This is a genomic window from Pseudoalteromonas sp. 68 DY56-GL68 (genome assembly GCF_041414825.1).
In the GTDB taxonomy this organism is placed as follows: Bacteria; Pseudomonadota; Gammaproteobacteria; order Enterobacterales; family Alteromonadaceae; genus Pseudoalteromonas.
This window is the reverse complement of sequence record NZ_JAOCZL010000006.1, coordinates 673280-696459: the sequence shown is the minus strand read 5'-3', so window position 1 is coordinate 696459 and position 23180 is coordinate 673280. Positions and strand designations below refer to the sequence as shown.

Below are 23180 nucleotides of genomic sequence, written 5' to 3'. Positions count from 1 at the left end.
TATGCCATTTTGGCTAAATGACTTAGGGATTGTTAGCGCGATGGGCGTAGGGCAAGAGCAAACTATGCAAAGTGTGTATGCTCAACCTAAGCAAACACTAACAGAAGTTACTTCACTGGCATTTGAAAAGCGACCTACCTGTGTGGGGTTAGTCAATGAGATAGCTTTATCTGAATCGATGCGTTTTTATAAGTTAATTGACTTAGCCCTTGAGCAGTTATCCGGTACTTTAGCAAAAATCATGTGCCCAAATGAACGTATTGCTGTGGTAATTGGTACCAGCACAGCTGCTATACAAGAAGGCGAAAGAGCCAGAAAAGTACATGCTGAAAAAGGGCAGTGGCCAAGCCAATTTGATTATTATGATCAGGCCTTAGTTGCACCTGCCACTTATATCGCAAAAAAACTAAATGCATCAGGCCCAAATTACAGTATTTCTACAGCTTGTAGTTCAAGCGCAAAAGCCATGATAAGTGCTCGCGCTTTATTGAGTGCAGATTTAGCTGATGTGGTGATATGTGGTGGTGTAGATAGTCTTTGCCAGCTTACTATTAATGGCTTTGATTCACTGTCTTCAATCAGTGATGGCATCTGTAAACCATTTAGCAAGGATAGAAAAGGCATCAATATTGGTGAAGCTGCGGCATTATTTGTAATGAGTAAAGAAAAACTCAGTGATCACAGTGTTGCTTTTTTAGGGGGAGGTGAGAGCTCTGATGCCCATCATATTTCAGCGCCTATCCCTGATGGGTCAGGCGCCATAGCAGCAATGAAAGCAGCATTGAATGATGCGGGTATTTCCCCCTCAGATATTCAATATATTAATGCTCATGGCACTGCAACACCGCAAAATGATGCCATGGAGTCACTTGCAATCAATGATGTGTTTGGCAACAATACGCTGGTTAGTTCGTCAAAACATCTAACGGGCCATACATTAGGTGCTGCCGGTGCGCTAGAGGCAGGCCTTTGCTGGTTGTACTTAGCGCACCCTGAATTTACGAGTATGGTGTTTAATCAAATCGAAATTGACGAAACACTAGCCGATATTGGCCTGATAACTCAGCCTACACACGTAAAGGTTAGCCATTGTTTATCAAATTCATTTGCCTTTGGTGGCAATAATGTCAGTGTAGTACTAGGACATCTGAATGAAGAATTATAAAATTGAGCAGGTTGTACCTCATAGTGCGCCTATGATTTTGCTCAATCGTCTTGCCAATTATACTGACGAGAGTGCTTGTTGTGAGGTGGATATTAGTCCTCAGAGTCCATTTTACAATGCGTCTTTAAAAGGGGTTGCCAGTTATATTGGCTGTGAGTATATGGCCCAAACCATTGCCGCATATGCGGGTGCTCTGGCAAAAGATAAAGGGAACGATGTACAAATAGGTTTTCTAATAGGTACGCGTAAATACAAAACCTATGCACCGGTCTTTGCAAAAGGGCAAACGCTTAAGGTGACGGTTACAAAGTTGTATCAAGAAGAGTCAGGATTAAGCGTCTTTGAGTGTCAAATTCACCACGACGAAACGCTATTAGCCGAAGCAAAAATCAATGTGTTTCAGCCACAAGATCCAATGCAGTTTATAAGAGAAAGTTAATGACAAAACGTATTTTAGTGACAGGCTCTAGCCGTGGTATTGGTAAAGCAATCGCATTACGATTAGCAGGCGACGGCTTTGATATAGCCGTACATTGCCGAAGCGGTTTGGCTGAAGCTAAACAAACGTGCGAAGAGATTATCGCATTGGGTCGGCATGCCAGTTTATTACAGTTTGATGTATGTGACAGAGCATTGGCAAAAGAACAAATAGAGTCAGATATAGCTGAGCATGGTGCCTATTACGGTGTGATCTGTAATGCTGGGATAACCAATGATATGGCATTTCCAGCGATGCAGGGCGATGATTGGGATAAAGTGATTCGCACAGGGCTTGATGGTTTTTACAATGTGGTTCATCCAACCGTGATGCCTATGGTGCAAACACGCAAGGGGGGACGTATTGTTACTATGGCATCTGTATCGGGGATTGCTGGTAACCGTGGTCAGGTTAACTATAGCGCGGCGAAAGCGGGTATTATTGGTGCCACAAAAGCATTATCGCTAGAGCTTGCTAAGCGTAAAATTACCGTCAATTGTGTGGCTCCTGGTTTAATCGAAACGGCAATGACAGATGATTTACCTGTCGATGAAATGCTAAAAATGATTCCATTGAAGCGTATGGGAGCGGTGAGCGAAGTGGCCGGCACTGTTTCTTTTTTATGCTCTGAGGATGCTGCGTATATTACTCGACAAGTTATTTCAGTTAACGGTGGAATGGTGTAATGAAGCGCGTTGTTGTTACAGGTATGTCCGCAATTACTGCACTCGGTGATACTTGGGGTGAGTTTAAAGGTGCGCTTAAAAAAGGTGAGAACGCAGTTCAATACATGTCGCAATGGGATTGTGCTGCTGATTTAAATACACGTTTAGCTGCGCCTGTAACGCACTTTACAAAGCCTAGTCATTATAAGCGTAAGCAAGTACGCTCAATGGGCCGCGTTGCCATGATGTCTACGCGCACCACTGAGCTTGCACTTGAACAGGCTGGACTTTTAGAGCACCCAAGTTTAACCGACGGTTCTACGGGTATCGCTTTTGGCTCATCAACGGGGTCAACACCGCCGCTACTTGCTTTTGCAAACATGATGCGAACAGGTGAAATGACGGGGGTGACAGCAACGAGTTATATTCAAATGATGGCACATACTGCACCGGTTAATGTGGGCGTGTTTTTTGGCTTAAAAGGGCGTGTTATTACAACGAGCTCAGCGTGTACATCAGGTTCACAAGGCATTGGTTATGCGTATGAAGCAATTAAATATGGACGTCAAAAAGTGATGGTTGCTGGTGGTGCTGAAGAGCTATGTATTACCGAAGCGGCTGTATTTGATACACTATATGCCACCAGTACTAAAAATGATGCCGCGAAAACAACCCCCCGTCCTTTTGATCAAGATAGAGATGGTCTTGTGATTGGTGAAGGGGCAGGGACATTAATTTTAGAAGAATATGAACACGCAATTGCTCGTGGCGCAGCTATTTACGCTGAACTAGTTGGTTTTGGTTGTAATTCAGATGGTCAGCATGTAACCCAACCGACTGCTGATACAATGCAAGTGGCCATTGATATGGCAATGACCGATGCCAATCTTACCGCAGATGATATTGGTTATATCAATGCCCATGGTACATCAACAGACAAAGGCGATATTGCTGAGTCTCATGCAACTTATAATGCGCTTGGTAAAAAGCCGATTAGTTCACTAAAAAGCTACTTAGGACATACATTAGGTGCCTGTGGTGCGATTGAAGCGTGGGCAAGTATTAATATGATGAATGATGGTTGGTTTGCACCGACTATCAATTTGAGTCAGGTTGATAGCCAATGTGCAGACCTTGATTACATAAAAGGTTGTGGCCGAGACATACAAACTAATTACATAATGAGTAACAATTTTGCATTTGGTGGCATTAATACTTCGCTGATTTTTAAGAAGTGGCAGGCATAACCTACTGCAATGTTAAATGAGATTTATCAACAACATCGAACCATATGCAAGTCTTAGTAAAACAGAATAACAACAACTCTATTTCACTAAAGCTTGCATGGAAACGACACAAAAGGAACTTTAAATGAAATTAATTATTACCACTTTTGCTCTTATCGGTTGTTTATTTTCTGCTAATAGCGCTGCGCGGGATGATCTGCAAACGCTACCAGTTGAAGCTTTATTGCAAACAACGAAAGCAAAAAATGCGCTGCTTGATATTCCTCTTTATTTTGCCAGTCAAAGTCATAGCAAAATCAAAAGCAGTTATGGTGAAGTGATAACAAATAAAAAAACCAATGCGTTTAACAAAAGTGACCGCGAAGCATGTGAGTGGGTAATGTTAAGTGCGCTTAAGGCTCTACAAGAGCGTGCTAAACGTGAAGGCATGAATGCAGTCGTGAATATTCAATCTTATTATAAAAAGCGCGAGTTTGTGAGTGAGACTGAATATCAGTGTGGTGCGGGTACTTTTATCGCTGGCGTAGCATTAAAAGGCACTTTAGTTAAGTTATAACTAACTAAAACCATTTTTTTTCTGTATAATTTGCGACCCTTGATAAGATGGCCGCAGGTTATACAGCATGAATTTTAAATCATTTAGTTTTTCTTCTGAGATTCTTCAGGCGTTAGAAGAACTTAATTTCCAAACGCTTACTCCCGTACAACGTAGTGCTATTCCTGCAATAAGAAAAGGCAAAGATGTACTTGTCAGTGCGCAAACTGGTACGGGTAAAACAGCTGCTTTTGCACTGCCTCTTATTCAAAAGCTGTCAGAGACCACACTGAGTGATAATAATGCACCGAGTGCCTTAGTGCTTGCGCCAACTCGTGAACTTGCAGAGCAAATTGCCAATAACTTTAAAGCATTTGCAAAATACACGGAGTTAAAAACAGTGAGTTTATTTGGTGGAGTTAACCTAGCCGGCCAAGCAAATGATCTTAAAGCAGGTGTTGATATTGTCGTAGCGACACCAGGGCGCTTATTAGATCAACTACGTTTAGGTAATATCAGCTTAGCAAGTGTTAAACACCTTGTGCTTGATGAAGCTGATCGCATGCTTGATATGGGCTTTATTAATGACATGCAAACAGTCATTAATGGCTGTGATGAAGCTCGTCAGATTTTACTGTTCTCGGCGACGTTCCCTGCCGCAATTAAGCAGTTCGCAAGTAAAATACTTAAACAACCTGAAATCATCCGCGTTGACCAAACTAATAGTACTGCCGAAACCGTTCAGCACGTGGTTTATCCGGTTGAAGAGCGTCGTAAACAAGAGTTGTTGTCTGAGCTTATTGGTAAGAAAAATTGGCAACAGGTTTTGGTTTTCGTAAACATGAAAGAAACCGCTGATGAGCTTGTTGAAGAGCTAAACCTTGATGGTATTCCTGCAGTTGTATGTCATGGTGACAAAACCCAAGGCAATCGCCGTCGTGCATTACGTGAGTTCAAAGAAGGTAAAGTTCGCGTATTAGTTGCAACAGAGGTGGCAGCCCGCGGTATTGATATAGAAGGCTTACCACGTGTTATTAATATTGACCTGCCTTGGCTTGCTGAAGATTATGTACACCGTATCGGTCGTACTGGCCGTGCTGGTAAACCAGGACAAGCTATCTCATTCGTTAGCCGCGAAGAAGAAAATACCCTATTCGATATCGAAAAGTTAATCGGCCAGCGTATTAAACGTATTGTGTTGCCTGGCTATGAAGTCAGTAGTCGTGATGTACTGATTGATAAAATTGGTAAAAAGCCATCGCATTTACGCCGCAGCCGTACAAACAAGGCGTCTGGTCAGGCGACAGGCGAAGCACGTGCTAAGAATCGCTCGCGGATTGCCAAGGTACGTAAGTCGTTAAAAGGCGGAAAACTAAGCTTAAAAAAATAACTAATTGAATTTTCGTTAATTTTAAAAAGCCCTGTCGCGAATACGCTACGGGGCTTTTTGTTATCTGCTCAAAACTAATACAAATTGCGTATTTGTTAATTTTTATCGACAAAATTATTAACAAGTCTACCTCGTTGAATTACAATCGCTTTTCGATAAAATTAAATGGCGTGAAGGTCACGCTTGTATTTAAATGGATGTTTATGCAGTACGTAAGAAAAATAATTACCCGTGCTATTTTACCTGGCATTTTTTTTAGCCTTGCACATGTACCCCTCAAAGCTGTTGCTTATGATAAAGTCGAATTTTCATTAGCTCATATCAATGAGTCTATTCGTGTTGACGGTGTCATGGACGAAGCACATTGGCAGCACGCAACCCAGGTACCTCTTAAATATCAAAACGAACCCAATGAAAAAGGTGAGCCACCTGTACAAACTGATGCTTATATGTATGAAGATGGTAAGTATTTGTATGTTGGATTTGTTGCCAAAGATAATGATCCGAGTCAAATTCGTGCAGCACTTCGGGACCGTGATACGTTGTGGCAAGATGATAATGTCGCCTTAATGATCGATACCTTTAACGACGAGCGTACAGGGTATGAATTTTATGTAAATCCGCTTGGTGCTCAAGGGGATATGCGTATGACAGACATTGATGATTGGGTTGAAGACCCTTCATGGGATGCAATTTGGGATAGTGCAGGGCAGATCACTGAAGACGGTTATGTGGTGGAAATGCGGATCCCTTTTACTGCATTACGTTTTCCTAAAAACCAAGAGCAATTAACATGGAGCTTTGCTGTTTGGCGTAACTACCCGCGAGACGTATTTTATCAAATGTCGAATGTCGGTTTTGACCGTGATGTTAAGTGCAGTTTTTGTCAATTTGATAAATTAACTGGTTTTAGGAATATGAGTGAGAGTAAAAATATTCAGCTCACACCGACATTAACAGCACTTCGCCATGATACAAAAGACACTGTGCCAGGAGATTGGCAAAATGGAGATATCGACACTGAGGCTGGCCTTGATTTGCGTTGGGGGGTGACTCAAGATGCGGTCATTAACGCTACAATTAATCCTGATTTTTCGCAAGTTGAGGCTGACTCACTTGAGCTTGATGTGAATACCACTTATTCAATTTACTACGCCGAAAAACGTCCATTCTTCTTAGATGGTGCGTCTTACTTTGACACTAACCAACTTGAATTACTGTATACACGTACCATTGCAGAGCCAGAAGTCGGTGTTAAGTTAACAGGTAAAACAGGGACGCATAGCTATGGCTTTATGTATGCGGATGATGAAAATACCAGCGTTTTGCTACCGACTAACCAAGGCTCTGGTTTTGCCAATCTTGGTGATAAAACACATTCAGCTGTAGGACGTTATCAACTTGATATAGGCCAAAAGGGGACGATTGGGGTTATGACAACACACCGTGAAAGTGGTGATTATCACAACACGGTTTTATCCCTTGATGGTAGCTATTGGTTTAATCAAACCGATAGTCTTCAATACCAAGCTGTAACAACAGACACGAAAAACTCTGATTATTTAGTTGATGTGTATGGTCTTGAAAAAAATCAATCAGACGAAGCCTACAATATTGAGTTTAGCCGCAATAAACGTGACTACGAGCTTTACGCAAACTATGAAAATATAGGCAAAGACTATCGCTCTGACTTAGGTTATCAGGCAAAGGCTGACTATGAGCAAGTTCAACTTGGTGGAGGTCAAACTTGGTATCGTGACGCTGAGGATGTAATTACTGAGTACAGTTATAATGCTGAGTGGGATAAAACGTGGGCGCAAAATGGTGATTTACTCGAAGAAGAGTACGATGGCTTTATTACTTTTAAAGGCAAAATGCAGTCACAAACAGAAGTTGGTTTTATTCACCGTAATGAGTTTTATGCTGGTGAGTTCTTTAATCAAAATATTGGCTATATCTACGGTGGTTTTAGGCCTATTCGTGACGTGCGTTTCTTATTGTATGCACAATATGGTAGCAAAATAGATTATAGCAATGCTGCCCTTGGCACCATGGTACGAATTGAACCAGAAATGACATGGGACATTAACGACCATTGGCAGGTTCAATTAGAGCACAGTTACAGTTATTTAGATAACGAACAAAACGACCGTGTTTATACCGCTAACTTAACGGATCTGCGAGTTTATTATAAATTTAATATGCGCTCGATGTTGAAACTCGTTTTACAATTTGAAGATGTCGATCGAAATCATGAAGCTTATCTTTATGATGTAAGCCAAACGAATCGTGACTATGGTAGTCAACTGGTCTATTCCTACAAAATTAATGCCCAAACTTTATTTTACTTAGGTTACTCAGATAGAGGGTATGAGGATGACTCTCTTAAAGGACTAGAAAGAGACCAACGAACCTTTTTTACAAAGTTAAGTTATGCGTGGCAGCTTTAGTTTCATTTAAAAGTTGGTCAGCTTAGGGCTGACCAATTTCTTCGTTTACTTTACTTCGTACAACCCCTTCAAGGCTTTTTAAGCCCCATTGCTTTCCAATCTCGACAGCTTCATCAATTGGCTTTTTCAAGGTAATAGCATTGTAAAGCGCAACAAGTGCACCAACACGGTTGCTGCTAGCACAATGAAGCAAGGTTGTTTGCTGTTGATGTTCATTGAGCAAGTTTTGTAGCTTAGTGGCATTTTCAATCGTAATATCAGCTTTCGATTGCACAGGAATATGGTAATAATTCATGCCAAGCTCAGTCACTAAATCCTGCTCAGACCAATTAGTTTCATTATCTCCACGTAGGTTAATGATGTTTTCAACCCCCAGCTCTTTTAACTTTGCAAAATCAGTTTGATTTGGCTGACCTGAGGTCAATACATATTCAGACTGAGCTTTCAGGTTTAAAATATCCAACTCTGTGGTGACTGTTTGTGTAGCCAGCACAGAAAATGACAGCAAAGCGGTAAATACTAATTGTATTAACTTGTTCATATTTTTCCTTCAAATGTATTTAATTTTTACTGTAGACGGTTTTACCACGGCTAATAGTTTCTTCAAAGTGTTGATACGCAGGCCATGTTGTCATTGCTTGCAATGCAGTAAACACAGAACCCCGTTGCCCTGTGACGACATCATAGTCTGTTTACATAGCTTGTGTTTAAAAAATGGGCTTAAATTTGATTAAAGTCAAACTGGGTTTTCGAAGCTACTATCTGATTTTTACTATAAAGCTGAGTACCACAAGGGTAATTACACAGGCAAAAAAGCCAAGCGAGTGCTTGGCTTTTTCTTCAGAAGAGGTGCTAATTAAGGCTGATAATAAATCGGTGATTCAGGGCCCACTGGTAATCCCAGTACAAACACCCACAAGTAGAATAACGCGACCCAACCCACAAAGAAGATCATGCTGTAAGGAAGCATGGTCGCAACCAGTGTACCAATCCCCATATCTTTCTTATACTTAGTTGCAACAGCTAGTATTAAGCCAAAGTAACTCATCATTGGAGTAATAAGGTTTGTTACCGAGTCACCAATTCGATACGCTGCTTGAATAGTCTCTGGCGCATAGCCTATAAGCATTAACATTGGTACGAAGATTGGTGCAGTGACAGCCCATTGTGCTGATGAAGAGCCCAAGCTTAAGTTTACTAGCGCACACATTAAAATGAATAGCACGAAAACCTCAGGACCAGTTAGGTTTAGCGCTTGTAATAGAGCAGCGCCGTTAATGGCTAAAATTGTGCCTAAGTTGGTCCATTTAAAGAAGGCAACGAACTGTGCTGCAAAGAAAACCAGCACAATGTACATCCCCATCGAGCTCATGCTTTTACTCATGGCATCGATGACATCTTTATCGTTTTTCATGGTGCCAACAACGCGGCCGTAAACAAACCCTGGGATACCGAAAGTCACAAAGATAAATACTACAATGCCTTTTAAAAATGGCGAGTGTGCTACAAGGCCTGTTTCTGGGTTACGTAAAATGCCGTCGTCAGGAACAATTGTCCATGCAAGTAATAATGAAACCACTAACAATGAAACACCAGCCCACTTTAGGCCTGACTTTTCTTTATCGGTTAAACCGGCAATGTCGTTTTTTGGTAAATCATTACTAGCTTCTTCTGGGTTGTATTTGCCAAGCCGCGGCTCAACAATTTTCTCAGTAACGAGAGTACCCAAAATAGCGATTAAAAATACTGAAATCATCATGAAATACCAGTTTGCTTCAGCGCCAACTTGGTAGTTCGGATCAATCATTTGTGCTGCAGGCGTTGTGATACCGGCTAGTAAAGGGTCAATGGTGCCTAATAATAAGTTGGCACTGTAACCACCCGAAACACCCGCAAATGCGGCAGCAAGACCCGCAAGCGGATGACGACCAAGGCTGTGGAAGATCATTGCAGCGAGTGGAATAAGTACTACGTAACCAAGCTCTGATGCCGTATTTGATAAAATCGCAGCAAACACCACCATAAAGGTAACTAGGCGTTTAGATGCACCCATTACCATGCCACGCATAGCTGCAGAGAGTAAACCTGAGTGCTCTGCAACACTGACGCCCAATAAAGCAACCAGTACCGTACCAAGTGGCGCAAAGCTGGTAAAGTTAGTCACAAGCCCTGTAACGATACGTTGTAGGCCTTCGGCACTGAGTAAGCTGACAACTTCAATTACACCATCAGGGTCGCGACCTGCAGCACCTTCAGGGCGTGGGTCGATGGCACTTAAACCATACCAATCGGCAATACCACTGAATACGATGATCGCAACACAGAACATTGCAAATAATGTAATAGGGTGGGGTAACATATTACCCAGAAATTCAACGGTGGCTAAAAATCGGTTAAATAACCCATTATTGCCACCCTCATGGGTGTTGTGAGAGTTTATTGTTTTTGACATATCCAGTTCTCGTATTTTCAAAATGGCGCTAACCTAGCATTTTTTGCCGGACAGATCATGTTTTAGCGGTGGGAATCGTTCTAGGTACGCTCAATGACACCCTTGTATAGCAAGGGGTAGCGGCGCAAACGTTTACCAATATAATCATCAGCTAGAATTTGCGCGCAAATTTGCTCTACATCATTGCTTGCTTCAAACACCCAATCAAAGCGCTCAATTGCCAGCAGAAAACCACGCTTAAGAAACTGTTGCTCACGATAGTAGCTAAGGTTTTCGCGTATGATATCTAACTTATCTGGGTTAGATTTAAGTTCATTAATAACCTCATTGATAAATACAGCCTGTTGTTTTGACTCAGCTTTTACCCGTCGTTTCATTATGTATTTAGAGTTCCTTTTCTGCGATATAAAGCACTTTCTTTAAAAAGTCTTCTTTGTTTTTTTCGTGTTGATAGTCAAGGTGATAGGTATTGTGAAAACCAAAGCGTAGTAATACACCGCTGCCTTTTAGATATACTGTATAACCATCAATATCTGAAAAAGCGCAAATACCTTCGTAGAGTTTACCGTCTTCGTGATCTTCACCGTGTTGAATAATTTTCTCATACACAGAAAGAATTAATTTACCGTCTAACTCGTTTTTCATGATGACTCCTTTTTGATGTAATACGTTTACTATCTATAAAAAGTTTAGTGCTATTCTTAATGTTTTGAGTGTTAATAAGCTTCACTTTGCGATAAATCATTAAAATGACATTAGCATGGCTGATGTCGAAAATTTACAATCTTTTGGCTTACCTTACGCTTAAGCTAAGTTTTATTTGAGGATCGCACAATGAAATATAAGTTTTTTCCTTTGGTACTGCTAACAGGCTTGTTGCTTTTAAGCCAAAGAATATCGGCGAATACAACCCTCCTTGTTTTAGAAAATGAAGCAGGGCAAATTGTTAAACTTGGCAGTTACTTAGGCAAAAAACCAGTTTACTTAAAGTTTTGGGCTACGTGGTGCAAGCCATGTATGGAGCAGATGCCGCATTTTCAGCATGCTTATGAGCAATATGGCGATAAAATTCAATTTGTAGCTATTAATATTGACCTAAATGATGATGCACACGCTGTTGCTAAGGTTAAAGAACGTTTTTCACTTAGCATGCCTCTATTTACCGATCACACAGGCCAAGTTGCGAAACATTATGAGTTTATGGGCACCCCTTTTCATGTGTTAATTGATAGCGATGAGAAAGTGATTTTTCAAGGCCACGAAGCCGATAAATCGCTTGATAACACATTACGTTTGTTATCACACAATGGCAAAGTTGAAAAAGCACGACTGCTTAGCGAAAAACAAGGCCAAGCGACTCCATTGACTATTCCGAAAAAAGGCAAAAAAGCAGTACTATTTACCGCAACGTGGTGCGACTGGTACTTAGCCGACACTCGCCCTGCCATGGCAAAGCAGTGTGTATTAGCGCAGCAACATGTTAATAAGTTGGCAGAGCAAGGGATTGATGTAGAGGTTAAAGTGAGCCAGCTATGGACAGATCAAAGTGCAGTGCAAGAATATGTTGATAAATTCTCTGCAAGTATGTCGGTTTCAATCGATTATGGTAACGATTTATTTCTCGAAAATGGCATTAATTCGGTACCAACTTTACTTATCTACAACGATGGAAAGTTAGCCACTACACAGGCTAAATTTTAGCTAAAAACCGATTAATTTAGCTTTGTAATTATACAAATTTAGCCTATGCTCTAGGCTCATTACACAGTGAGCCTAGAGCATGATAGATAAGGCATTATTAGCAAAAACACGCGAGTTATCTGACCGATTAATCGCACTGCAAACACCCATTCGTATTCTTGATGCGATCAATTGGGATAAACAAATCAAAGAAGAGTTTTTTAAGCACAAATGCCAGAAAAACCCAACGGTTGATCAAGCCTATTACCAGCAACGTGATCTTGGTTTTGTACCAAGTGAGTTACGTCGTGCGTTCTCTGATTTAAATCGCGATATCATCAGCCAGTTAGGGCAACTCAATCCGATTGCCCAATACATGAGCAAGATGTGTACTGAATATAAAACTGTACTTAGTATGATTGAGTATCGTGGCACGCCTGAATTTCATGATTTGTCTGTTGAGCTGTTCGGTCATCCAAAAGATTTATTTCATGCTGGAGAGCCTTCACTTGCCGAGCTTGCCACCATGCTTGAGCAGCCGCTAAAGAGTATGCTTGATGCCGATATTTTACCTGATGATCCCAAAAATATTGATGCAGAAGATGCAGTTAAAATCCTTGCATCACAAGTGTCTCAAACGATGCCGGGTATCGATGTTGAGGTCATTCTGAGCGACGGTATTGTTAGTGACGCTGCAGCGGGTGCAAATAATATTAAACTTAATCAAGATGTTAAGTTTTCACAGCGTGAGCTTGATATTCTTGAAGTGCATGAAGGCTGGATCCATGTTGGTACGACCCAAAACGGTCTTGCGCAGCCTTATTTAACTTGTTTAAGTAAAGGCACACCGAGCTCTACGGTTACCCAAGAAGGCCTTGCGGTGTTGACCGAAATTATTACCTTAAAGTCGACGCCTCGACGTTTAGCAAAATTAGTTAACCGTATTCAAGGAATTACCAAGGTTATTGATGGCGCTGAGTTTGTTGATATTTATCGTGACTATGTAGCACAAGGTTTGAGTAAAGACGACAGTTATACACTTACTCAACGGGTGTTTAGAGGCAGTACAGCAACAGGCTTACCTTTTACAAAAGATATAGCCTATATTAAAGGTTTCGTGTTGGTGTATAACCTTATTCGTGTTGCTATACAGCTAGGCCGAATTGATCAATTGCACTTGCTATTGGTTGGTAAAATCTCAATCGATGATTTCAGATTGATATCGCAATTGCATGACTTAGGTGTGATTGAAGACCCTAAATTTATTCCGCCACACTTTAAAGACTTACGCGGCCTAGCAACCTGGCTAAGCTTTGGTCGTTTTATTGGTAACTTGTCGTTTGAACAATTAGAAAACGATTACAAACCATTGTTTATTTGATCTATGTATATGTGGAGCGACAATAATTTATTTAACTCCACACTTTCAAGTGTCTACTTAATTCAAGCTATAAAAATTATTGTTAACTTTATGTACTAAAAAGTCATTTAATGCATAAAGTGACACCTACTTCATTAAAACCTCCCCTAAAAAGCCCCCTTGCGTAAACCTTATATTTACAATTTTGATATTGTTTTGTTAATGGGTACAAATGGCTTTTTTTGAAGATGTTGTTGAATACAATATGTTTTTTTCTTAATAAATTGTTATCAGAAAGTTTCAATAAATACTTGTATATACCACGTGTTAATGGTAAAAATATTTTGTTACATCGAAAGTACGAAAGTAACTAAAATAATAATTCAGGGAAAATTATGATACATAAAAACAACATTTTCAAAAGAGCGGCTCTATGCGTTGCCGTATGCTCATCTTTAACACTTTATAGTGCGCAATCACTAGCAAGTAACGTTGATGGTGCAATTAAAGGGGTAGTAACACAGCAACAAGGCGATGCACCAATTGCAGGTGCAACAGTTACAATCACCAATGAAACGAATGGTTTTACAAAGACACTTGTTGTAGATTCTAAAGGTCAATTTAATTTAAATTCAATTCCTGTAGGTGTTTATAACATCCGCATTGAAAAAAGCGGTTATCAAACATCTGAACTTAAAGACGTAACAATCGGAATCGGTAAAGTTGCAGCACTTGAAGTTGAGATGACTGAAGGTAACTTAGAGGTTATTTCTGTTACAGGCAGCCGAATTGCACGCGTTGATACAACAAGCTCAGAGGCTTCTTTCAATATTTCTGCTGATGAACTAAACCGTTTACCAGTTGCACCTGATATCACATCAGTAGCGTTACTTGCTCCTGGTGTTAACTTAGGTGATTCTCGTTTCCAAGATGCGAAAGGTAACTCACTTGCAAGCTTTGGTGGTGCATCTCAAGCAGAAAACGTTTACTACGTGAACGGTCTTAACATGACAAACTTCCGTAACGGTGTTGGTGGTGCGTCAATTCCTTTCTTAGCTTATGAATCTTTCCAAGTTAAAACCGGTGGTTACTCAGCTGAATTCGGTCGCTCTACTGGCGGTGTAGTGAGCTCTGTAACGAAGTCAGGTACAAATGAGTTTAAATTTGGTCTACAGCACCGACAAGACTTAGGTTCATTGTATGGTGATCGCCCTAGTTCGTATTATCAAGCCGACGATTGCCAACAAAATGTTGTAAATGGTGAGATAGTTGAAACGTGTTCAAACCGTGTTGGTGATATTATTTCCGATAACAGCCGTGATGCACGTGAAACAAGCAAAACAGATATTTTTGCAAGTGGTGCCTTAATTGAAGATACATTATTCTTCTATGGCCTTTATGAAATGCGTGACAATGATTACGAAGATCTAATCAATCGTGGTAACGGTATGCGTATCCGTAAAGATGATGACCCATACTATTTGGCACGCTTAGATTGGAACATTAATGAAGATCACTCTTTATCTGCATGGATGTTCAAAGACGAAAGTACCCTAGCAACTACAGATTACGACTTAGATGAAGATGGCAATATCATAAAAGATACGGCTTTAAATTCTGAAACGCTATCTGGTGGTACAAGTTGGTCTGTTCGCTATAATGGTAACATCACAGATTACTTATCAATCTCTGCAATGGCTGGTAAAGTTGAGTTTACTGATACTACAACGGCTGATGGCGCAGATTGTCCAGTAATTTATGACCTTTCATCTGGTCAAAACCTAGGTTGTTGGGCGTCTTTCACTATTGAAGATAACAGTGACGAACGTAAGCAATATCGTTTTGATGTTGACTGGTTAGTAACAGATAATCACAACTTGCGCTTTGGTTATGATGCAGAGAAAAATACTTCAACGAGTGTTGTAAACCTTTCTGGTGATATCTACTACGCATACCAAAACTATGAAGCAGGTGCTGTACTACCTAATGGCTACACAATCCAAGACTCTGGCCGTTATGTTCGTGTACGTAACTACGAAGTTGGTGGTGAATTCGATATTAACAATGAAGCGTTCTACATTGAAGATATCTGGAATGTAAACGACCAACTAACTCTAAACATCGGTTTCCGTTGGGAGAGCTTCGAAAACTTAAATGCTGACGGTGAAACATTCGTTGAGATGAGCAACCAGTTTGCTCCTCGTTTAGGCATCGCATATGACATCTTTGCTGATGGTGAGCACAAAGTATACGCTAACGCGGGTCGTTACCACTTACCAGTGGCATCTAATACTAACGTACGTTTAGCAGGCGCAGAGCTTTATACTCATGACTATTACCAAATTGACAGCATCGGCTCTGATGATGTTCCACAATTAGGTGGTAAGCTTGGTGATACAGTTGTATTTGGTGATGGTACAGCACCTAGCCCTGTAAGTGTTCGTTCTTCAAACCTTGAAGCAATGTATCAAGACGAATTCATTATTGGTTATCAAGGTATGATCAATGAAGATTGGTCAGCAGGTATCAAATATACACGTCGTGAACTTAAGAGTGTAATTGATGATGCGAGTGCAGAAAAAGCATTTGAAAGCATCGGTATTGATGATGATCACTTCTTACTACTTAACCCAGGTAAAGGCGCATCTTTCCAATATGACGCTGATGGTGACGGTGTTTTAGAAGACTATAACTTCACTGCAGAGCAACTAGGTTACCCTGAAGCAAAACGTAACTATAACGCTGTTGACTTGATGCTTGAAAGAGCATGGGATGGTCAATGGATGCTTAAAGCAAACTACACATGGTCACAAAGCTATGGTAATGCGGAAGGTTATGTGAAATCTGATAACGGTCAGGATGATGCTGGTTTAACAACAGACTGGGATTACCCTTACCTAATGGACGGTGCTAATGGTTACTTACCTAATGACCGTCGCCACTCACTGAAAATCTTCGGTTCATATGCTATATCAGACAACTTAGTTGTTGGTATGAATACGCGTCTAACTTCAGGCCGTCCTCGTAACGCACTGGGTGCTGGTTACTACCCAGATCAAGGAAGCTATCACTATGGTGATACTTACTATGTAGGTGACACTAAGTTCTCACGTGGTAGCTTTGGTAGAACTCCTTGGACTGCGACAGTAGATGTTAACTTCAAGTATGATCTTAGTTATCTAGAAATGTTTGATTCTGCTTTCGTATCTCTTCAAATTGAAAACTTGTTTGATGCGACTAACGTAACGAACTATGAAGAGGTTGCTGAAACAGAAGCTGCATTCAATGGTAATGCACAGTTTGGTTCACCAGTTTCTTGGCAGACACCACGTACTGTTGAAATGGTTTTCAACATGACGTTCTAAAACTTAAGCTTATTGCTTGATTTTTAAACAAAAAGCGCCTACTTTATAAGAGGGCGCTTTTTTTATGGAGAAAAAATATGATTAAACATTCAAGCCTAGTAGTTTCAGCAGTTTTAATGACAGCATGTAGTGCGTTGCCTATTAAAAAGGATATAGATGAAGGTAAGTTCAGAGTTGAAAACTTTCAATATGAGCATGGTAAGCAAAGAGATTATGTGTACTTAATGTGTAATAGCAAGTCTGTTTCAGCTTGGGAGCAAGCAAGGCAGTACGAAGCTGGCGAGCACGTTCTTTGGGTTAAAGCTGTAATTAGTGAAAGAGATTTCCCATCTTCTGAAAAGAATGCTTTTGCTCGATTTGATATGAACTTTAAAGAAGGCGGAAACTACACGTTAAACCGTGAAGTTAAGGGAGATAAGATTTCTATTTGGTTCGCAGATAAAGAGACGGGTAATCAAGCCTCAGAAGTAATTACCAAAGAGCTAAAACGTCCTTTAGTAATCGAAGATCAGCTAAGAAAGAAACAGTGCCTTGAAGGTACTGTTTAATTGCGTTAAATAAAAACGCAGCTGGAATGAGCAGCTGCGTTTTGTAATGTAAAAGCATGTTGCCTTACATGCTTTTAGTCGAGGAAATTGTTAACCAGTGAGTGCATCAACCTGCACCACATCATTCAGTACGATAACTTCTGCACGTTTGAAAAAGTTAAAATCTGTTGCGGTTTCGAGTGTGTAAGCACCCATCATACGACTGATGATTAAATCGCCATTGTTTAATTTTGGCAACATGATTGACTCACTCACCACATCGATACTGTCGCAAGTTGGGCCTGCTAATACTGATTCTACACGCTCGTTTGACTGTTTTAGCGACTCTATTGGGTATGCGGCTTCATCAAACATTAAACCACTGAATGAGCCATAAATACCATCATCTAAGTAGTACCAAGGTTTACCTTCACGTACAGCTTGACCCATCACCGATGCAACACTGGTTACAGCATTGGCAACAATAAAGCGACCTGGTTCAGCAATGACGCGAACTGTCTCTGGTAACTGTGCTAAAGCATCATTAATCGGCGCACAAAACTCATCAATTGGTAGCACGTCTTTATTGTACGGCACTGGGAAACCACCGCCGATATCAAGCGTACTAAGTGCAGGTAACCCCAATGCAGCTACGTCGTTAATCACTTGGTTACATGCAGCAATTGCGGTTACATATTTAGCTGGGCTCGCTGTTTGTGAACCAACATGGAACGACAAACCTTTGATACGAATACCTAGTTGTTGCGCATAGCTAATGATTTCAATGGCCATTGCTGGGCTACAACCAAATTTTTTCGATAAATCAGCGAATGCTTCCGTATTACGAAAACTTAAGCGAACAAGTAACTCAACCTGGTCTTTGTATGCAATGAACTTTTCTAATTCATTGATGTTATCAACCACAAACACATTACAACCGTATTCAAGTGCATCACGAATATCACGATCACGTTTGATTGGGTGCGTGTGAATCGTACGATCACTTGGTACGCCTTGGCTGGCGACTAAGTCAACTTCACCGCTCGTTGCTAAATCAAAGCTAGCACCTTCTTCTAAAAGCGTGCGAACAACTGCTGCATGAGGAAGTGGCTTTAATGCAAAGTGTAAAACCACGCCCGGTAAAGCACGGCTTAATGCACGGTACTGGTGGCGTACAGATTCACAATCTAGCACCATTAATGGCGCACCATGTTGTGCAACAAGTTGCTCAATAAATTGATTTGATGGTTGTGCAGTAGACTCGTTTGCAGCAACCGACGCTGCAGGTACTTTGATTGTTAAGTCTTGTGTAAGTGTTGAAATAGCCATTTTACTCTCCGGCAATTAAGCAACTGCTCGGAAAAAATGGAAGTCCAAGTCAGTTGAGTGTTATTAAGCGCACAGTACGTTCTGTGCAATCAAATACACTCTTGGATAGTTGCTCTATCGCCTTGCTACAAACTAGGTTTGCAATGTACTCGGATTGGCTATCATCAAGAAGCGGCGAGATAATAGATCTGCTTTTTTATTTGCGCAAGCATTATTTTAAAATTTTTTTGGTTTATTTTTATTCAGTTTAAGCTGTGTGATTAGTGACTGTTTTTAAAGTGTATTCCATACCTTTGTGTGTAAATATCAAGCATCGCTTTTGCATCATCTGGGTGATTATTCTGACGATGTAATTGTTGAAGGTAGGCTGCCATTTCTGCACTTTTCATAAAGTTATCAATCAGTGCAATAGCACGATAACCTATGGTTGTTTTACTACATGCAAAAAAGCCGTTTATAAACTCAGGGTATTCAGCAATACGTCGTGAAGTAAGTAAGTCTAATTCGTGGGCGGGTATGTGAGCCTCTAGCGCCTGTTTGTACGCGATAATGTAATCAATACGCTTATTGATCAGGAGCTGACTTAATTGTAAAAAGGCATTTTCGCCATAAATAGCTGCAACGTTGTGGTGCTTATTTGCAAAAATTTCATCGAGCTCGCGGTAGCTGGTTGAACCAATAATACCGAAGCTGCCTTTATTTTTGAGTAGCTCTGCTACAGAGATTGGCTCTGAGCTAGGTTGCAACGCACTTTTAAGTGCATACAGTTGACGTTGCAAATGCATATAGGTGGGGACTTTGGAAAACACCATGTTTTCTTCGCGTTCAGGGGTTTTGATTGCGTTAAAGGTGCAACTGGGCTCATTACTTGATAGGTGTTTAATTACGCGCGCATGATTAGTAAATTCAACATCTATATTAAACGTCTTTGAAAGCGCTGGTTTTATGACAGCAGCAAGGTGGAGGTTAATGCTGAGTTTATCTGCTTCGCTGGCAAAATATGCATGAGACCAAATTGTAAGTTTGGGTTTTTCTGTTGCCGTTGCTGTGTTTAGGGTAAATAGAATTACGATAAACGCAATTAGTCTCATACATTTCCTTGTGTACCAACTCGCTTATTGCACTAAGCGAATTGGTATGTACTATTTATCGAGCATTGGTGCTCTCAAAAATTTTGTCTGCTGATGCTGCAACAAAACCTGTGTATAGCTCGCCATCTGGCTTTGCATAACGAAGAGCGAACTCATAAAAACAACTCGGTACGGCAACAACACCATCGCTAAATTCAACTTCGCTGTCATCAGCAAGGGTTGAAGATTGCTCAAGTAAAACCTCTGGTGAACCTTTGATTTCACCACCCGATGTATTTAGCGCAAAACCCGCATCTTTAAGTGCTTGGTTTACACTTTCGATATCATCGAATTTAGCCAATTCATTGATGCTCACGGTAAAGTGATTAGCACGGTAACCCCACGCCGACATCCATGCTGCATATTCGCTTTCTGCTAGCAGTTTTTTGTAAGTGTCTGAACTTACTTGCCAGTGCGTACCTGAGTAAAGGAAATTATCCGCTGTTACAGCGTTTTCGTCAATCTGTTCAACCATATCGTTAACGATAGCTTGTAATTCTTCTGAGCATTGCTCAACAAGTAATTCAGAGATGAAAACTTTAGGTTGCTTAGGATCTGAGTGTTCGAAGTGTTTAGCGTATAGTTTTTTCGCTTCGAAGTGATACTCGCCGCATTCTTTGTAGCCAACGGCTAAAAAGTGCGCAGCTAGTTTTTCTAAACCAATTTTTTCATGGTTAAAAGTACGTAGAGCGATGTGATCGTTAATCACGTCATCTTTTTGTGTAGAGCCAAGTAACTCATGTACTTTTACCGCCGATGGCGTAACTGATAAATAGTTGTCCCATAGGTTTTCAAATAGGGCGTTTACATCTGTGTGCATGTTTAATTCCTTCAATTAAGGCGGCGAGGCCGCCAAACAATTATTCAATAATTAAGCCCGGCGCAAGGGTCTGTGGTAAGTTAACTTTATCGGCTTCAACAGAAGCAACAGGGTATGCACAGTAGTCAGCAGCATAATAAGCGCTTGCTCTGTGGTTACCACTGGCACCAATACCACCAAACGGTGCGGCGCTTGATGCGCCTGTAATTGGTCGGTTCCAGTTAACGATACCGGCACGAATACGTTTTAAGAAATGCTGGTAGTCATCGCTATCATCACTTAATAAACCAGCAGATAAACCAAATGAGGTGTTATTTGCTTCATTAATCGCACTATCGAAATCTGTATAACGGTATACCTTGATAAGCGGACCAAAGTGCTCTTCATCAGGCATGTCTTTAACAGCCGTTACATCAATAATACCTGGGCTTACAAAACCAGTACCCGCTTCAAGATGCTTAAGCTCGACAAGCGAGGTTGCTCCCATATCAAGTAACTGCTGCTGAGCTGCAACCATACCTAAGGCTGCTTTTTCGCTGATCATTGCACCCATAAATGGTTGATCTTCGCTGAAGCTGTCGGCGACTTTAATGTGTTTTGTTGCAGCAATTAATTTTTCTAAAATTGCATCGCCATTTGCCGAGTTCTCAATGAATAAACGACGAGAACAGGTACAACGTTGGCCAGACGTAATGAAACCAGACTGAATAATGTCGTGAACAGCGGCACTTACATCTGCGACATCTTTTACGATCAGTGGGTTATTACCGCCCATTTCCAGCGCTAAAATTTTACCTGGGTGACCTGCAAATTGCTTATGTAATAAGTGGCCTGTATTAGAGCTACCCGTAAAGAATAAGCCATCAATGTCTTGATGAGAAGCCAATGCAATACCTGTGTCTACTTCACCCTGTACAAGGTTGATAACACCGGCTGGTAAGCCTGCTTTTAGCCAAAGCTTTAAAGTGAACTCAGCAACATGAGGCGTTAGTTCTGATGGCTTAAATACAACTGTATTACCCGCTAAAATAGCAGGCACAATATGACCGTTCGGTAAGTGACCCGGGAAGTTATAAGGACCAAACACCGCAACAACACCATGTGGCTTATGACGAATAAATGCTTTAGCGCCAGGCATTGGGTTTTCTGTGGTACCCGTACGTTCGTGATAGGCTCTGATTGAAATAGCAATTTTACCCGTCATCGCGCCTACTTCGGTTCGTGTTTCCCAAAGTGGTTTACCTGTTTCACGGGCGATAATCGTTGCAAACTCTTCGCTGTGCTCTTTAAGCTGAGCCGCAAAGTTTTCAAGAATAACAATACGCTCTTCAAGGGCCATATCAGCCCAGCCAAGCTGAGCACTGCGAGCTGCTTTGATTGCATCAGCGACTTGTTCAGCAGTGGCTGTTTTACCTTGCCAAACAACCTCGCCATTACTTGGGTTGATTGAGCTAAAATCATGACCAAGGCCTGCTTGCCATTGGTTATCGATAAGTTGAGTTGTGACACTCATTTTAAACTCCTTAAGTGGTTACAAACGGAAGAACCGTGCTGCATCCCCTTGTTTTAATTTAAGTGCATCTGCCACTTCTTGGCTGATGATTAGCGTGTGCTTAGCGTGGTTATAATGAGCATGTTTGGTGAATGTTGCTCTAAAGTCATTCACGCCTTGATTACAGATAGCTAATGTATCTGAGCTTTTCTCATTAATGTGTGCAAGCTCACCGATGGTGATAGGGCACACTTGTGACTCACGAACACTGCGAATATTGCCAAGTTTTGCTTCAACAGTGGGCCCTGCATCAAATAGGTCGACATACCCACGGTGCTCAAACCCTTCTTTTTCTAAAAGTTTAAGTGCAGGCTTAGTTTTTTCATGAACCTTACCAATCACAGCTTGCGCTTTTTTGCTCAGTAAGTTGGCATAAATAGGGTACTTAGGCATTAATTCGCTGATAAAAACTTTATCGCCTAAACCCACTAAGTGATCAGCCTGCGGGAACTCAATGCTAAAAAAGTGTTCTTGTAACCACTGCCAAAAAGGTGAATGACCGTCTTCATCACTCACACCACGCATTTCTGCGATGATGGTGTCAGCAAAACGCTCACTGTGCTGGGCCATAAATAAAAAGCGAGAACGTGATAAAAAGCGACCCGTTAAACCTTTGCGATTTTGCTCACGTAAGAACAAGGTGCAAATCTCTGAGCAGCCTGTGTAGTCATTACACATACTCAGAATATCAACGGTGTTATACACGTTGAGAGTACGTGAATGGTGAACAGTTTTTCCAAGATGATAATGATACAAAGGCACCGACATACCTACAGCGGCTTCAATAGCTGTAGTGCCGATAACGTTACCCGTTTTACTGTCTTCTAAAACAAATAAATAGGTTTCGTCTTGTGGTTTATTGATGTTTTTTGCAAAACTTTGCTCGGCGCGGTCGATTTTTTCTTGTAGCAAGGTGTCATCTACAGGTAATGAGGTAAACCCATGACCAGACTCCATTGCAATTTGCTTTAACGCAGCAAAATCATTTGCTGTGATAGGACGTAATACTTGCATTCATTGCTCTCCGATGGCGCA

At 41.0% G+C, this 23180-nt stretch carries 20 protein-coding genes; 11 read left to right on the top strand and 9 right to left on the bottom strand.

The annotated features are described in order from the left end of the window. Position 1 precedes the first annotated feature (1 nt). The 7 genes from NYF15_RS03925 (at position 2) to NYF15_RS03895 (ending at position 7930) form a co-directional block, all read left to right on the top strand. Entirely contained in the window at positions 2–1165 is a 1164-nt protein-coding gene (locus tag NYF15_RS03925; protein ID WP_371352844.1) for a beta-ketoacyl-ACP synthase, read from the top strand. Beyond that, positions 1152–1604 carry a hotdog family protein gene (locus NYF15_RS03920; RefSeq protein ID WP_237119031.1) on the top strand — a complete coding sequence of 151 codons (453 nt, stop codon included), beginning with the start codon at positions 1152–1154 and terminating at the stop codon, positions 1602–1604. Before NYF15_RS03925 ends, NYF15_RS03920 begins: the two co-directional genes overlap by 14 nt. After that, positions 1604–2329 (top strand): 3-oxoacyl-ACP reductase FabG, encoded by a 726-nt coding sequence (gene fabG, locus NYF15_RS03915; RefSeq protein ID WP_130152321.1) that lies wholly within the window; start codon positions 1604–1606, stop codon positions 2327–2329. Before NYF15_RS03920 ends, fabG begins: the two co-directional genes overlap by 1 nt. Continuing rightward, positions 2329–3555, top strand: coding sequence for a beta-ketoacyl-ACP synthase (locus tag NYF15_RS03910; RefSeq protein ID WP_237119030.1), 1227 nt, complete (start codon positions 2329–2331; stop codon positions 3553–3555). Before fabG ends, NYF15_RS03910 begins: the two co-directional genes overlap by 1 nt. Positions 3556–3679: 124 nt before the next feature. Then, positions 3680–4111, top strand: coding sequence for an excinuclease ABC subunit A (locus NYF15_RS03905; RefSeq protein WP_237119029.1), 432 nt, complete (start codon positions 3680–3682; stop codon positions 4109–4111). A gap of 67 nt (positions 4112–4178) precedes the next feature. Further along, the gene (locus NYF15_RS03900; protein WP_371352843.1) at positions 4179–5480 is read left to right on the top strand and encodes a DEAD/DEAH box helicase; all 1302 of its coding nucleotides are present in this window, start codon (positions 4179–4181) and stop codon (positions 5478–5480) included. Between the two features lie 203 nt (positions 5481–5683). Continuing rightward, entirely contained in the window at positions 5684–7930 is a 2247-nt protein-coding gene (locus tag NYF15_RS03895; RefSeq protein WP_371352842.1) for a DUF5916 domain-containing protein, read from the top strand. Positions 7931–7952: 22 nt separating this feature from the next. Here the strand turns inward: NYF15_RS03895 and NYF15_RS03890 are convergent, their stop codons facing one another. The 4 genes from NYF15_RS03890 to NYF15_RS03875 form a co-directional block, all read right to left on the bottom strand. Further along, positions 7953–8471, bottom strand: a complete 519-nt coding sequence (locus NYF15_RS03890) for a protein tyrosine phosphatase family protein (RefSeq protein WP_237119026.1) — start codon at positions 8469–8471, stop codon at positions 7953–7955. Between the two features lie 315 nt (positions 8472–8786). Next, complete coding sequence (locus NYF15_RS03885; protein WP_130152315.1) at positions 8787–10382, bottom strand: AbgT family transporter; 1596 nt, start codon at positions 10380–10382, stop codon at positions 8787–8789. 80 nt (positions 10383–10462) lie between these two features. Next, a complete protein-coding gene (locus NYF15_RS03880; protein ID WP_371352841.1) occupies positions 10463–10759 on the bottom strand; it encodes a hypothetical protein in 297 nt (98 codons plus the stop codon). Between the two features lie 7 nt (positions 10760–10766). After that, positions 10767–11027 carry a DUF3081 domain-containing protein gene (locus NYF15_RS03875; protein WP_062567116.1) on the bottom strand — a complete coding sequence of 87 codons (261 nt, stop codon included), beginning with the start codon at positions 11025–11027 and terminating at the stop codon, positions 10767–10769. 189 nt (positions 11028–11216) lie between these two features. Here NYF15_RS03875 and NYF15_RS03870 point away from each other — a divergent pair, with 189 nt between their 5' ends. The 4 genes from NYF15_RS03870 to NYF15_RS03855 all read left to right on the top strand — a co-directional run bounded on the left by NYF15_RS03870 (position 11217) and on the right by NYF15_RS03855 (position 17335). Continuing rightward, positions 11217–12083, top strand: a complete 867-nt coding sequence (locus NYF15_RS03870; RefSeq protein ID WP_371352840.1) for a TlpA family protein disulfide reductase — start codon at positions 11217–11219, stop codon at positions 12081–12083. A gap of 79 nt (positions 12084–12162) precedes the next feature. Further along, complete coding sequence (locus NYF15_RS03865) at positions 12163–13443, top strand: flavohemoglobin expression-modulating QEGLA motif protein (RefSeq protein ID WP_130152312.1); 1281 nt, start codon at positions 12163–12165, stop codon at positions 13441–13443. Between the two features lie 374 nt (positions 13444–13817). Next, on the top strand, positions 13818–16787 hold the full coding sequence (locus NYF15_RS03860) for a TonB-dependent receptor domain-containing protein (protein ID WP_237119023.1): 2970 nt from the start codon (positions 13818–13820) through the stop codon (positions 16785–16787). 77 nt (positions 16788–16864) lie between these two features. Then, positions 16865–17335 (top strand): hypothetical protein, encoded by a 471-nt coding sequence (locus tag NYF15_RS03855; RefSeq protein ID WP_237119022.1) that lies wholly within the window; start codon positions 16865–16867, stop codon positions 17333–17335. Between the two features lie 90 nt (positions 17336–17425). Here the strand turns inward: NYF15_RS03855 and NYF15_RS03850 are convergent, their stop codons facing one another. The 5 genes from NYF15_RS03850 to astA all read right to left on the bottom strand — a co-directional run bounded on the left by NYF15_RS03850 (position 17426) and on the right by astA (position 23159). Next, the gene (locus NYF15_RS03850) at positions 17426–18643 is read right to left on the bottom strand and encodes a type III PLP-dependent enzyme (protein WP_371352839.1); all 1218 of its coding nucleotides are present in this window, start codon (positions 18641–18643) and stop codon (positions 17426–17428) included. A 260-nt stretch (positions 18644–18903) separates the two neighbouring features. Next, positions 18904–19734 (bottom strand): hypothetical protein, encoded by an 831-nt coding sequence (locus NYF15_RS03845; protein WP_371352838.1) that lies wholly within the window; start codon positions 19732–19734, stop codon positions 18904–18906. Positions 19735–19789: 55 nt separating this feature from the next. Continuing rightward, positions 19790–20593 carry a DUF1338 domain-containing protein gene (locus NYF15_RS03840; protein ID WP_062567109.1) on the bottom strand — a complete coding sequence of 268 codons (804 nt, stop codon included), beginning with the start codon at positions 20591–20593 and terminating at the stop codon, positions 19790–19792. 40 nt (positions 20594–20633) lie between these two features. After that, positions 20634–22106, bottom strand: a complete 1473-nt coding sequence (astD, locus tag NYF15_RS03835; protein ID WP_371352837.1) for a succinylglutamate-semialdehyde dehydrogenase — start codon at positions 22104–22106, stop codon at positions 20634–20636. A gap of 18 nt (positions 22107–22124) precedes the next feature. Continuing rightward, positions 22125–23159, bottom strand: a complete 1035-nt coding sequence (gene astA / locus NYF15_RS03830; RefSeq protein WP_130152307.1) for an arginine N-succinyltransferase — start codon at positions 23157–23159, stop codon at positions 22125–22127. Between the last annotated feature and the right edge of the window lie 21 nt (positions 23160–23180).